Consider the following 13,075-nt stretch of genomic DNA (forward strand, 5'->3'; position numbering starts at 1 on the left):
GATGGGTATTCCGTCGACGCGTATGGTGTCAAGGTAGCAGGTAGGGTGGACGGGTATCCCGTCCACGCGTTCAACCAACGGGAATCAATCCGGCTGGTGCTCGCGCCGCGCCAGCGCCTCACCCATCATGACCAGCACCGGCCCGTGACCCGGCTCCAGTCCGCGCGCCAGGTCCGTCAGCGTCAAACGCAGGATGCGTTGATCGACGCGACTGCAATTTTCCACCACGACCACCGGCAGGTCGGCACGCCGGCCTTCGGCCAGTAACCGTTCTGCAGTGGCAGCGGCCTCGCGTCCGCCCATGTACTGGACCAGCGTATCGGTTTCGGGCAGGGCAGGATGGTCCGGTTCATCGGGCGCGGTGCTCGACGTGAAGAACGCCACGCTGCGCGCCACACCACGCTTGGTCAGCGGCTGCTTGGTGGCTGCCGCTGCCGCAACGGCGGTGGTAATCCCCGGTACGACTTCGACCTCGATCCCTTCGGCCTCAAGCGCCCGCATTTCTTCATCGGCGCGGCCAAACAGCATCGGGTCGCCGCCTTTGAGGCGCACGACCAGCGCATACTTGTGCGCACACTCCACTAACTGCCCGTTGATCACGGTCTGCGCCATCGAACGCTGGCCCGAGCGCTTGCCGACCGAGATTTTGTCGGCCCGCTCGCACAGCGCCAGCATCTCGGGCGTGACCAGCGCGTCGTACAGCACCACGTCGGCGGCTGCCAGCAGGCGCGCGCCGCGCACCGTGATCAGGTCGGCCGCGCCGGGGCCTGCTCCCACCAGATAGACTTTGCCCAGTGCCGCCATACCGCCCCTTCGTTGTTATGCGTCGATGCGGATCATACCTGCGGCCACGGTCTGATGGGTGACTTCGTCGATCAGGATGAACGCGCCGGTTGCCCGGATCGCATCGTAGGCATCGGCCGCCAGCGGCTGCTGGACAGTCAGTTGGACGCGTGCGATGTCGTTGAGCTTGAGGCCCTCGGCCGGATGGCGCTGTTGCGTGTTCACGTCCAGCAGCGTGTCGATGCGCGCGAACCTGGCTGCCGTCTGGCGCGTGCCGTGCTTGAGCCAGTACTTGCGGCGCAGGTCGAGCGGCTCGTCGGCCATCCAGCAGACGTCGGCCGTGACTTGCTTGAGCAAGGTCGCCGGCTGCGCGCTACCGGCCAGCATGTCACCGCGCGAGACATCCACGTATTCGTTCAGCACCAGCGTCACCGACTGGCCGGCCGTCGCCGACTGCAGCGAACCGTCGAAGGTGACGATCTCTTTCACCGTCGCGCTCTGGCCGGACGGCTGCACCACCAGCGTGTCGCCCACGTTGACGACGCCCGATTCGATGCGGCCCATATAGCCACGGAAATCCTTGGCCGCATGGCCGTTGTGGCGCGCCACCAGCTGCACTGGGAAGCGGAACGGGGCGCTGTGCGACTCGTCGTAGACCGACAGCGATTCGAGCAGGTCGATCAGCGTCGGGCCGCTGTACCACGGCGTATTCGTCGATTTTTCCACCACGTTGTCGCCGGTGAGCGCCGACAGCGGAATGGCCGTGATGTCCTTCAGGCCCAGCGACGCGGCGAAATTCTGGTACTCGGCGACGATGCGGTCGTAGACTGCCTGGTCGTAACCGATCAGGTCCATCTTGTTGACGGCCACCACGACGTGCTCGATCTGCAGCAGTTTCGCGATCGTCGAATGGCGTTTGGTTTGCGTGAGCAGGTCGACGCCGCCATCTTCGCGCAGCGTGACCTTAGACACGTCGATCAGGATGATGACGGCGTCGGCGGTCGATGCGCCCGTGACCATATTGCGCGTGTACTGCTCGTGGCCCGGCGTGTCGGCGATGATGAACTTGCGCTTGGGCGTGGCGAAGTAGCGGTAGGCCACGTCGATCGTGATGCCCTGTTCGCGCTCGGCTTCGAGGCCGTCGGTCAGCAGCGACAGGTCGATCGTGTCGCCCACGGTGCGCTTGTGCTTGGCACGCGAGACGGCGGCCAGCTGGTCGGCGAAGATGCCCTTGCTGTCGAACAGCAGGCGGCCGATCAGCGTGCTCTTGCCATCGTCGACGGAGCCGGCGGTGATGAAGCGCAGCAAGGAACGGTTGGCCTTGGTGTCGCCGTTGGCGTTGAGGTCAGTCATGGCGTTCATCAGAAGTATCCTGCTTTCTTGCGTTTTTCCATCGAGGCTTCGGAGGTCTGGTCATCCATGCGCGTGGCGCCCCGCTCAGTGATGTCGGTAATCGCCGTCTCGGCAATGATGTCGGCCAGCGAATCGGCGCTGGAGGCCACCGGGCAGGTGCACGAGATGTCGCCCACGGTCCGGAAGCGCACGGTGCGGTTCTCGACCGTCTCGCCATCGCGCGCCGGGGTCAAGGGCGTGAGCGGCACCAGGAGGCCATTGCGTTCGATGACGTCGCGCTGGTGCGCGAAATAGATCGACGGCAGCGCCAGTTTCTCGCGGGCGATGTATTGCCACACATCGAGCTCGGTCCAGTTCGAGATCGGGAACACGCGCATGTTTTCGCCCGGATGGACGCGGGTGTTATACAGGTCCCACAGTTCAGGGCGCTGGGCTTTCGGGTCCCACTGGCCGAATTCGTCGCGGAACGAAAAGATGCGTTCCTTGGCGCGGGCTTTTTCTTCGTCGCGGCGCGCGCCACCGATGCAGGCGTCGAAGCCGTGTTCGGCGATGGTTTCCAGCAGCGTGACGGCCTGGGCGGCGTTGCGCGAATCGGTGGCAGGATTGCGCAGGCGAACCGTGCCGCGGCGGATCGATTCCTCGACGCTGCCGACGATCAGGCGTTCGCCCAGTTCAGCGGCGCGGGCGTCGCGGAAGGCAATCACTTCGTCGAAATTATGACCGGTGTCGATGTGCACGAGCGGGAACGGAAAACTGCCGGGGCGGAAGGCTTTTTCGGCCAGGCGCAGCAGGACGACCGAGTCCTTGCCGCCCGAGAACAGCAGGGCGGGGTTGCTGCATTCGGCGGCCACTTCGCGCAGGATGTGGATCGCTTCGGACTCCAGCGCGTCCAGGTGGGCGGCGTTTACTTCGTTAAAGATGCTCTCGGTAACAGATGTCATGGCTGTGCCTGTTGTTGTTGTGGCTTAGGCAGCCACGGATTTGATGCGGATAAGTTTGCCGTCAACCACGTGCAGCCCGCATTCTTTTGATTCCGGGTTTTCCCACCACCAGCGGCCGGCGCGCACATCTTCGCCGGGCTGCACGGCGCGGGTGCACGGTTCGCAGCCGATCGACGGAAAGCCGCGATCGTGCAGCGCGTTGTACGGCACATTGTTCGAGCGCAGATACTCCCAGACGTTCTCTTCGCTCCAGTCCGTCAATGGATTGAACTTCTGCATGGCGTGGCCGAGATCGTCTTCCTGCACCGCCAGTTCGGCGCGGGTGGCCGACTGCGCGCGGCGCTGGCCCGTGATCCAGGCCCGCTTGCCGGCCAGTGCGCGGCCGAGTGGCTCGACCTTGCGGATGCGGCAGCATTCCTTGCGCATGTCCACGCTCTCGTAGAACGCATTCAGGCCGTTCTGCGTGACGTAGCGCTCGACCGCCAGCGGGTCGGGGCGGAACAGGGCGATATCGTAGTCGTAAGTGTCCTTGACGCGATCGATCATGGCCAGTGTCTCGGCATGCAGGCGGCCTGTCTCGAGCGAGAAGATCGCAATTGGCAATTCTGCCTTCAGGATCAGGTCGGTCAGCACCATGTCTTCGGCCGCCAGGCTCGATGCGAACACGGCCGGCGTGAAATCACGGGCAATACGTTCCAGGATCGCGCTGGTCTCGGCCACGCGACGATGCAGATCGCTCATGAAGGGCTCCTAGCTGGCAACGTCGGCGGGCGGCGCCGGGTTTTCCCGCGGCACGCGGCGGAACAACGGCACCGGATTGTCGATCGAGGCCTGGTAGGTTTCCGAAAACACCGACAAGCCCTTGAGCGCATCGTGGATGCTGCGGTCCTGGCGGGTGGCAAATGCATCGAAGCCGCAGCGCTGCATCTGGAACAACTGGTCGCGCAGCACGTCGCCGATGGCGCGCAGTTCGCCCGTCCAGCCCAGGCGGCGGCGCAGGTTGAAGGCGGTCGAATAGCCACGGCCATCGGTGAACTTCGGGAAGTCGACCGCGATGACCGCAAAGCGGCCCAGATCGTCCTTGATGCTCTCCGCGCGCTCGTCGGGCGCCAGCCATACGCCGAGCTCGGCGCGCGTCTCCAGCGCAGCACGCTGCGCCAGCCAGACGGTCAGCGGCACGATGATCTTGCCGGCCGGGACGTCAACCGTCTCGGGCGTGTCGGTTTCTGCAAGACGCAGCACGCTCCAGTCGTCGGCGACGACTTCGCGGCCCTTGATGATCTGTGGGTGAGCGTCAAGCATACTGATCTTCCTTCGCAGGTTCGCCGACCGGAATCGGCGTGGCATACAGATGTTCCTTGAATGGGGCGATGCCCAGGCGGCCCACGGTGTCGACGAAGCGCTCACCTTCGATCCGACACTGCACATACGTCTCGAGCAGGCGCCCGATGACTTCCGGCATTTGCGGGGCCGAGAACGACGGGCCGATGATCTTGCCGATGGCCGAGGTGTTGCCCTGCGCGCCGCCGACCGAGACCTGGTACCACTCGCTGCCATCCTTGTCCACGCCCAGGATGCCGATATTGCCGACGTGGTGGTGGCCGCAGGCATTGATGCAGCCCGAGATATTCAGTTCGATGTCGCCGATGTCGTGCTGGAAGTCCAGGTCGTCGAAGCGCTCGGCAATGGCCGCGGCAATCGGCAGCGACTTGGCATTGGCCAGCGAGCAATAGTCGCCGCCCGGGCAGGCAATGATGTCGGTCAGGAGACCAATGTTCGGCGTTGCCAGGCCCTGCGACTTGAGCAATTGCCACAGCGCGAACAACTGGCTTTGCTCGACGTCGGCCAGTACCAGGTTCTGCTCGTGCGTCACGCGCACCTCGCCAAAGCTGAACTGGTCGGCCAGATCGGCCACGAAATCGAGTTGCCCGTCAGTGGCGTCGCCCGGCGGCACGCCGGTTTTCTTCAGCGACAGCAGCACGGCGGCGTAACCCGGCACCTTGTGCGGCTTGACGTTGCGATCGAGCCAGTTCGCGAACGGCTTGTTGTCTGGCTGCGAGGCCGCGACGTCGATCGTCTCGAGCGTGCGATAGGCGTGCGGCTGGAACCACTTGGCAACGCGGTCGAATTCTTCCTGCGTCAGCGTTTCAGGGCCATCCTTCAGGTCGGCCCATTCGGCTTCGACCTGGCGCGTGAATTCCTCGACGCCCATGGCCTTAAGCAAAATCTTGATACGTGCCTTGTACTTGTTGTCGCGACGACCGTTCTGGTTGTACACGCGCATCACGGCTTCGGTGTAGGTCAGCAGGTGCTGCCATGGCAGGAACTCGCGCATGACGCTGCCCAGGATCGGCGTGCGGCCCATGCCGCCGCCGGCCATGAACTTGAAACCGACTTCGCCAGCGTCGTTGACGACGACGGTCAGGCCGATATCGTGCACGGCGATGGCCGCGCGGTCTTCCAGTGCGCCATTGATCGCAACCTTGAACTTGCGGGGCAGGGCGGCAAATTCCGGGTGGAAGGTGCTCCACTGACGCAGGATCTCGGCGAACGGGCGCGGATCGACGATCTCGTCAGCCGCCACACCGGCGAATTCATCGGTGGTGATGTTGCGGATGCAATTGCCCGAAGTCTGGATGGCGTGCATCTCGACCGAGGCCAGGTCGGTGAGGATGTCCGGGGTCTGCTCCAGCTCGATCCAGTTGTACTGGATGTTCTGGCGCGTGGTGAAGTGGCCGTAGCCGCGGTCGTAGGTGCGGGCGATGTGGCCGAACATGCGCACCTGGGCGCTCGACAGCAGGCCATAGGGCACGGCGACGCGCAGCATGTAGGCGTGGCGCTGCATGTACAGGCCGTTCTGCAGGCGCAGCGGGATGAATTCTTCTTCGAGCAACTCACCGCTGAGGCGGCGCGCTACCTGGTCGCGGTACTGGGCGATGCGCTCGCGCACGATGAGGTGGTCGTACTGGTCGTAACGATACATGGGCTTGTTCCGGTAAGGGCGGATAGTGCACGCCCATTCAATAATGGTCCGATGATACGGAGATCGGCTTATATTCCAAACTACGGATAATTTATTTGCTTATATACGTAACCCGAATAAGCATCTTAAAATGCTGTTCGCAGAGCCAACAAGAATATTTACAGAATGAACCTCCACCAGCTGCGCTTCGTGCGCGAGGCCGTACGCCAGAACTACAACCTGACCGACGCCGCCAAATCGCTGTTTACCTCGCAGCCGGGGGTCTCGAAAGCGATCATCGAGCTGGAAGAAGAGCTGGGCGTCGACATCTTCACGCGCCACGGCAAGCGGATTCGCGGCCTGACCGAGCCGGGCCGGCTGGTGCTGCAGTCGGTCGAGCTCATCATGCAGGAGATCGAAAGCCTCAAGCGCATCGGCAAGGAATACGCTGCCCACGACAGCGGCAGCTTCACCATTGCCACCACGCACACACAGGCGCGCTACATGCTGCCGAAAGTGGTGCAGGCCTTCATGCAGAAGTACCCGAAGGTGCGCCTGTCTCTGCTGCAGGGCAATCCGAAGCAGATCGCCGACATGGTCAAGAGCGACCAGGCCGACCTGGCCATCGCCACCGAGGCCATCACGACGATCGACGGCCTGATCACGCTGCCGGCCTACCAGTGGGAACACGTGGTGGTGGCCCCGCCCGAGCACCCGCTGTTCAAGTCGCGGGCGATCTCGCTCGAAGAAATCGCCAGCTACCCGATCATCACGTATGATGCCGCCTTCGCCGGGCGCAGCAAGATCGACCACGCCTTCGGCCTGCGCGCCCTGACCCCGGACGTCCTGCTGGAGGCGATCGACGCCGACGTGATCAAGACCTATGTCGAACTGGGCATGGGCATCGGCATCATCGCCGGCATGGCGTTCGACCCCGAGCGCGACCGCGGCCTGCGCGCGATCCCGGTCGGCCACCTGTTCGGCATGAACACGTCGCGCGTGGCAATCAAGCAGGGCGCCTACCTGCGCAGCTATGTGTACACCTTCATCGAACTGCTGACGCCGACACTGAATCGCAAGATGGTCGAATCGGCCATGCGCGGTGGGGACAATTACGAACTTTGATGCACAACGACATTTCAATGGAAACACCGATGGACAAGAATCCGGTTATCGCCTACTACGACAGCATTGCCGCTCACTATGACAACGCCGCCGCCGAGGTGGCCGACGAGCAGCTGGAAGACCTGGACGAAGCGCGCGAGCAGATTTCCACGCTGCTGGCCGGCCACCGCATCCTGGAACTGGGCTGCGGCAGCGGCGCCTGGACCGAGGTGCTGGCCGAAACCGCCGAGTCGATCGTCGCCACCGACGCCAGCGCCGCGATGCTCGAGCTCGCGCAAATGCATGGCGAGGACCTGGACAATGTTGAATACCGCCTGATGGATGCACTGGCGCTGCCGGACGACCTGGGCACGGGCGAGGACAAGTTCACGGCCGTGTTCCTGGGCGGCCTGTGGGCGCACCTGACCCGCAAGCAGCAGGACGACCTGCTGCAGGCGCTGAAAAAGCGCCTGGGCAAGGACGTGCTGCTGGTGCTGTTCGACGACAACTACGTCGAAGGCGAGAGCGCCGTCACCGTGCGCACCGATTTGCTGGGCAACACCCACGAATTCCAGCTCGACGCCGACGGCAAGCAGCATGAACTCGTCAAGAACTACCCGACCGACAGCGCGCTGCGCAAGCGCGTGGGCGTGGCCGGGCGCGAGATCCGCGTGGCGCGCTGGGAGTTTTACTGGGTGCTGACCTGCCGGTTGAAGTAAGCATGCATATCTGGGTCGATGCCGATGCCTGTCCTGGCGTTATCAAGGACATCCTGTTCCGGGTAGCGGAGCGCACCCAGTTGCCCGTCACGCTGGTGGCGAATCAGTTGATGCGCGTGCCGGGCTCGCGCTTCATCCGCGCGCTGCAGGTGCCGGCTGGCGCCGATGCGGCCGATGCCGAAATCGTCGAGCGCGTGAGTCCTGGCGACATCGTCGTCACCGGCGACATTCCACTGGCGGCGCTGGTGCTGGACAAGGGCGGCCTGCCGCTCAATCCGCGTGGCGACTGGTACACGAAGGACACGATCGCGCAGCAACTGACGATGCGCGCCTTCATGGAAGAATTGCGTGGCAGCGGCGTCGATACGGGTGGGCCGGCGGCGTTCAGCCAGGCTGACAGCCGCAATTTTGCCAATGCCCTTGATCGCGCGCTGGCGAAGCGGAAATAAATCCCATCTTGCCGATGACAGGTTCGCGACGAACTGCAGCGCTTGCGTCGCCGTGCCGGCAAACATACGGGCTGCGATCGTACCCGATAAATGTAAGCATTTGTTAAGTAGGTCAACAGCTTGGCGAGCTCATCGTTGATTGGTCAGTAGCATGGAAAACATGCACTTCCAAACAACCACCCAAGGAGCTGCACCATGAAAAAATTGACTGTTACCCTGATCGCGGGTCTGTTTGCCACCGCTGCCTTCGCCCAAACGCCAGCAACGTCAGAAGCACACGCCACGACGGACACCAAGACCCCGAAAGCCGCATTTGTCCCTAACGAGAATCTCAAGGGCAGCACGCAAACCGACGGCAAGCTGGTCAAGAAGGTCAGCAAGGACGATGCGAAAGCGGTAGCGCAAGCCGACAAGGAAGCCAAGGCGACGGCAAAAGCCGAGAGCAAGGGCGACGTCAAGGCAAAGTAAGGGCGCGGGGAGCGGTGCAAACCGGGACCCACGCAACACCTGTATCAGAGGCGGCAAGACGGGATCATCGTTTGGCCGCATAAAAAACCCGCGAATGCCGCGGGTTTTTTTACGCATCAACCTTCGCCCTCGTGGTACTGCGCGAACAGCAGCCCCACAAAATCGACGACCGCCCTGACGCGCGCAGTCGTTCGCACCGTGCGATGCATCGAGAGCCAGATGGCCTGATCCAACTCGGGAATATGCGCAATTGCCGTGACGAGGCCATGGGCTTCGCTTGCCAGAAACGAGGCCAGCACACCCAGGCCGGCGCCATGCGTCACACCATCAAGGATGCCAAGGCCGTAGCTGCAGCGCATCCAGGGTGCAGGCGCACCGGGCAGCGCCCGTAACCACTGGTCGGACTGGAACTCGGCACGTGGTTCGTCGAAGCCCACGAATGGCACGCCTGTCCAGTTCTGGTTCGCTATGGCCTCGGCATAGCGGGTTGCGATCGCCTGACTGCCATACAGTCCGAACGACAGCGTGCCGACCTGGCGCGCCACGAGGTCGAGCTGTTCGGGCCGGTAAGGACGAATTGCGATATCGGCTTCGCGCCGTGCCAGGTTATATGGCCGGTGGGAGGTAACGATCTCGACCTCCACATCGGGATAGGCGTCATGGAAGGGTGCGAAGCGGGTAGTGAGGAAGTACGAGAGCCATTCGTCGGTATTGATGCGTACGACGCCCGACGCAGAACTTGCATTCTGCCGCGCCTGTGCATGCTCGACTTCCAGGGCAATATCGCTCATCTGTTCGGCCAGTGCGAACATGTCGACGCCAAACGTCGTTGGAACGCAGCCACCTTGATGGCGCTCGACAAGCTTCTGGCCGACCGCTTCCTCGAGCTGGTCGAGCCTTCGCGACAGTGTCGCAGGGCTCAATCCCGCCCTTCGCGCAGCACCGCGCAACGTGCCTTCCTGCGCGATGAGTGCCAGCAAGCGCAGGTCGTCCCAGTTCAAGTGTTTCATATTTGCACCATGATGCCTCAGTTTCTTGGCTATGTGTGCATTTATAGACTATGGGATCATCTTGCCTCGCTTTGCCGGTCCAGCGTTTGAACGCGTTTGCTCAACATCTGCTTGCCGTAAGCCCCACCAACAATAACAAGGATTTACATGCGTACATTCGCCGATCGCGTGCGGCACGCGCTTCTTTTCGAGGCAGTGGCTCTGGCCATCTTTATCCCAGGATCTGCAGTACTGTTCGACCAGCCCGTGCAGGACATGGGCGTCATCGGCATATTCTCGGCCACCATCGCCACACTCTGGAATTTCGTGTTCAACGTTGGATTTGACCGCGCCATGCTGCGACTTCGCGGCAGCGTTGAAAAGACGATGGCGATACGGGTCACGCATACCTTTCTGTTCGAAGCAGGCCTGGTTGCCATGCTGATCCCGCTGATCGCGTGGTATCTGGGGATTGGCCTGTGGGCTGCGCTACTGATGGATATCGCTATCGTGACGTTTTATCTGGTCTACGGCTTTCTGTTCAATCTTGCATATGATCGCCTGTTTCCGGTTGCCAGCGTGACAGCGCCCGGGCAGCCCTGCTGAATATTCGATCCGCCTGCGGCCTCGTGCGGCTTTCACGAACAGCGAACAGGGTCAGGTGGAGAGGGTCTGGCATACAGAAACGAGCCTCACAAAAAGCCTGTTTACGCATGCTCTAGTGCAATTATTAAACAAGAATCCGGGTCCAGATGTCAGATATGGCCTTGGCCCGGGGGCCTTCAATCGCGCAATGACGCAGAAATAAATCCAATTTCGGCCAGGTGAGCATTTTCGGACAGAAATTGTCTACCTACCAAGGTCTCAGGGGGCAAGTCGGACAGTGCTTTGCCAACTGCCCGGAACGTCTGATTGGGAATAACGCGGCAACCCGCTGTATTGAGAAGCCGCATTTGATCGATCCGCAGAGAGGCCTTGGCTGGGCAGTGGCCAGTCATGTTCCTTTACTAGCGCTGCGCAATAGCCGATGAGATCACCACCATATCAGCGAAGCGTGGGTCTGGCGCGTAGGTCATGAGCATGTCGTCGCCGAATTCGCCAAGATTGAATTCCATGGTAACTCGACCGTCTCCCGACACGAATTTATAGGGGGCGACAGCAAGAAGACGCATCGGTTGCTGTTTATCGATTTTAGTTTCGATCGTGCGGGTGCCTGGCCGTACTTTCAGGCGCCAGCCATTTACCAGATCGTAGGTTCCGGCAATTTGCCGGGCTTGTTCTTCGTGGATCCGAACTGGCTTTGCTGCTGCGCTGACAACCACGGACGTGACTGGCGCCGTGTCACTTTGTGGATAAGGCCAAGTCTGTGCGCCAGAAGTCGAGGCGAGAAGAAACAGGGTTGCGGGAAGCAAGACAGATGAAATGCGCATGATATTTCCTTTTGAAATATAGGCAGAGGCGCCTGTTCTGGCGTGTGCGCAGAAGGGCGTGATGCCTTGTCTTCGGGAAAACATTGACCACGTCTGAGGCTGTCGTGAGTCAGAATTGAGTTTAGGTCGGGTGCTTTGAACGGCAAGCGTAAATACATGATCCTGACTAAATTGACTATTGGCTCAAAAAGTTAGATGTAAACGGCATGACACACGATTCGTCTGGTCGTTTTCAGATCCGTATCAAATCCAAGAAGCTGAGCGGTAATATCCCGCGAGGGAGAGGCAGCCGGTGTATATCCAATCAGGATCCCAGCAATGAAAAGGCGCATTCAACGTTATCTGCTGATGGCGCCGATTGCGATGCTTAGCAATTGTTCTGCGGAGCTAACCGGGCTGCCGTCCCGTGCCCAGTGCCAACCCAGATAATTGGGCAGATAGCGTGATGCAACACCACGAAAGCCCGATAGCCAGTCGTTGAAGCGCTGGTGATAGGCATTCCAGGTCGTTGAGCGCTTTCATGATCGACTCCTGGCTTTGGGGACAGGGGTTGGACCACCGGGCTGCTCATCAGTTCAAAGCGTCCCTCTATTTAACGTTGACTGCGCCATGAAAAATGCCGGCAGCGCCGGCATTAAAAATTCCCACGAACGCAGGAACTGAGAGCGTCCGTCACACACCGCCGTTGGCGGCGTGTGCGGCGCCATGGTTAGAACGCGTGGCGGATACCGACGGTCAGCACCGATGGATCGGCGCTCAGGGCACTGATGGCCGGGTTGGTCGAGACCGGGGTCACGTTGTTCGACGACGCATTGATGCCGAAGGCAGCGCGGTTGTTGTTGCTCAGCTGAGCGTAGGTACCGTAGAAGTTGGTGCGCTTCGACAGGGTGTAGGTGTACGACACGGCCACAGTGTTGCCCTTGGCGCCGTTGTTCAGCTTTTGCTGCTGGAAGTTCAGGAAGAACTTGTTCGCGCCCATTGCGTACGATGCGCCGATGTTGGCGTTCTTGTACTCGACGCCGTTAGTGGCGGTGGTGCCTTCCAGTTCGGCTTCCAGGTAGTTACCCTTGATTTCGAAGTCGCCGAATTTGTAGCCGGCACCGAATGCCATTTCCTTGTCGTCACCCTTCGCCAGGCGCTCGATGGTGTGGTAACCGGCGCCCAGGTACAGGCCGCCAATCTTGTATTCCAGCGCGATGCCCAGCAGGTCACCCGACGGGTCCACGGTTTTTTCACCGGTCGAGTAGGCGGCGTTGACGATGAAGCCCGACAGGTCGTTCGATTTGTAGTTGATCGAGTTCGACAGGCGACGGGTCAGACGGTTGGTGCCGAAGGCCGACAGGTTGCTGCCGTACATGCCCTGGCCGTTGATGTCCGATGCGGCGGCGACAGCAGCGATTGGCGAGTATTCGCGGCCCAGGGTCACGGTACCGAAGTTGCCTTGCAGGCCGACCACGGCGCGGCGGCCGAAGGTTTGCGTGTCGGTGGCACCGGTATCCAGCGCGACGCCGGCTTCGATGTTGAACAGGGCTTTCAGACCATTGCCGAGATCTTCGGTACCGCGGAAGCCCAGACGGCTGCTCGACTGGTTGCCCGAGCTGATGGTGGTACGACGGTCTTCACCCGGCACGTCGGTGTCTTCGAGCGCGACGGCCGCGTCCATCACGCCATAGATCTGGACGTTGGTTTGGGCGGATGCGAACAGTGGCAGGGATGACAGCACGGCGGCGGCCAGGAACTTATACTTCATGAAGATCTCCAGTGTGGTTTCGACAAGATGTAGAGTTTGTAATCAACTCAGATCGACAGCGATCTTATCGAGACTATGTGTCGAGTTCATGACAGCTTGGCACTGTTGTTTTTATGCAATAGGACGT

At 61.3% G+C, this 13,075-nt stretch carries 14 protein-coding genes and 1 pseudogene; 5 read left to right on the forward strand and 10 right to left on the reverse strand.

Annotated elements, in window-relative coordinates; all coding sequences use genetic code 11:
* Positions 1-84 precede the first annotated feature (84 nt).
* Genes cobA through AC56LV_RS01375 form a run of 6 tightly spaced genes read right to left on the reverse strand, consistent with a single transcriptional unit; the run spans position 85 to position 6,060 of the window.
* Positions 85-804, reverse strand: coding sequence for a uroporphyrinogen-III C-methyltransferase (cobA, locus tag AC56LV_RS01350; RefSeq protein ID WP_499555440.1), 720 nt, complete (start codon positions 802-804; stop codon positions 85-87).
* Positions 805-819: 15 nt separating this feature from the next.
* Positions 820-2,145 carry a sulfate adenylyltransferase subunit 1 gene (locus AC56LV_RS01355; RefSeq protein ID WP_499555441.1) on the reverse strand — a complete coding sequence of 442 codons (1,326 nt, stop codon included), beginning with the start codon at positions 2,143-2,145 and terminating at the stop codon, positions 820-822.
* Positions 2,145-3,077 (reverse strand): sulfate adenylyltransferase subunit CysD, encoded by a 933-nt coding sequence (gene cysD, locus AC56LV_RS01360; protein WP_499555443.1) that lies wholly within the window; start codon positions 3,075-3,077, stop codon positions 2,145-2,147. Before cysD ends, AC56LV_RS01355 begins: the two co-directional genes overlap by 1 nt.
* 24 nt (positions 3,078-3,101) lie before the next feature.
* Entirely contained in the window at positions 3,102-3,818 is a 717-nt protein-coding gene (locus AC56LV_RS01365) for a phosphoadenylyl-sulfate reductase (RefSeq protein ID WP_499555444.1), read from the reverse strand.
* A gap of 9 nt (positions 3,819-3,827) precedes the next feature.
* Positions 3,828-4,379: a DUF934 domain-containing protein gene (locus AC56LV_RS01370; RefSeq protein WP_499555446.1), complete on the reverse strand. Its 552-nt coding sequence runs from the start codon at positions 4,377-4,379 to the stop codon at positions 3,828-3,830.
* On the reverse strand, positions 4,372-6,060 hold the full coding sequence (locus tag AC56LV_RS01375; protein ID WP_499555448.1) for a nitrite/sulfite reductase: 1,689 nt from the start codon (positions 6,058-6,060) through the stop codon (positions 4,372-4,374). Before AC56LV_RS01375 ends, AC56LV_RS01370 begins: the two co-directional genes overlap by 8 nt.
* Positions 6,061-6,225: 165 nt before the next feature.
* On the opposite strand from AC56LV_RS01375, the gene AC56LV_RS01380 reads away from it, so the two are divergent.
* From AC56LV_RS01380 to AC56LV_RS01395, 4 genes are all read left to right on the forward strand, one after another.
* The gene (locus tag AC56LV_RS01380; protein ID WP_499555450.1) at positions 6,226-7,164 is read left to right on the forward strand and encodes a CysB family HTH-type transcriptional regulator; all 939 of its coding nucleotides are present in this window, start codon (positions 6,226-6,228) and stop codon (positions 7,162-7,164) included.
* A gap of 29 nt (positions 7,165-7,193) precedes the next feature.
* Positions 7,194-7,862, forward strand: a complete 669-nt coding sequence (locus AC56LV_RS01385) for a class I SAM-dependent methyltransferase (protein ID WP_499555452.1) — start codon at positions 7,194-7,196, stop codon at positions 7,860-7,862.
* Positions 7,863-7,864: 2 nt separating this feature from the next.
* A complete protein-coding gene (locus AC56LV_RS01390; protein ID WP_499555454.1) occupies positions 7,865-8,311 on the forward strand; it encodes a YaiI/YqxD family protein in 447 nt (148 codons plus the stop codon).
* A gap of 195 nt (positions 8,312-8,506) precedes the next feature.
* Positions 8,507-8,779 (forward strand): hypothetical protein, encoded by a 273-nt coding sequence (locus tag AC56LV_RS01395; protein ID WP_499555456.1) that lies wholly within the window; start codon positions 8,507-8,509, stop codon positions 8,777-8,779.
* Between the two features lie 116 nt (positions 8,780-8,895).
* On the opposite strand, the gene AC56LV_RS01400 is transcribed toward AC56LV_RS01395, so the two are convergent.
* On the reverse strand, positions 8,896-9,789 hold the full coding sequence (locus tag AC56LV_RS01400) for a LysR family transcriptional regulator (RefSeq protein ID WP_499555458.1): 894 nt from the start codon (positions 9,787-9,789) through the stop codon (positions 8,896-8,898).
* Positions 9,790-9,936: 147 nt separating this feature from the next.
* Here AC56LV_RS01400 and AC56LV_RS01405 point away from each other — a divergent pair, with 147 nt between their 5' ends.
* Positions 9,937-10,374, forward strand: coding sequence for a PACE efflux transporter (locus AC56LV_RS01405; RefSeq protein WP_499555460.1), 438 nt, complete (start codon positions 9,937-9,939; stop codon positions 10,372-10,374).
* A gap of 401 nt (positions 10,375-10,775) precedes the next feature.
* Here the strand turns inward: AC56LV_RS01405 and AC56LV_RS01410 are convergent, their stop codons facing one another.
* From AC56LV_RS01410 to AC56LV_RS01420, 3 genes and pseudogenes are all read right to left on the reverse strand, one after another.
* On the reverse strand, positions 10,776-11,198 hold the full coding sequence (locus AC56LV_RS01410) for a hypothetical protein (RefSeq protein ID WP_499555462.1): 423 nt from the start codon (positions 11,196-11,198) through the stop codon (positions 10,776-10,778).
* Positions 11,199-11,536: 338 nt separating this feature from the next.
* A pseudogene (locus tag AC56LV_RS01415) lies at positions 11,537-11,698 on the reverse strand (IS1595 family transposase); the annotation flags it as partial.
* Between the two features lie 209 nt (positions 11,699-11,907).
* A complete protein-coding gene (locus AC56LV_RS01420; protein ID WP_499555464.1) occupies positions 11,908-12,948 on the reverse strand; it encodes a porin in 1,041 nt (346 codons plus the stop codon).
* Positions 12,949-13,075 lie beyond the last annotated feature (127 nt).

It is taken from the genome of Telluria sp. RB2R28 (assembly GCF_059685835.1).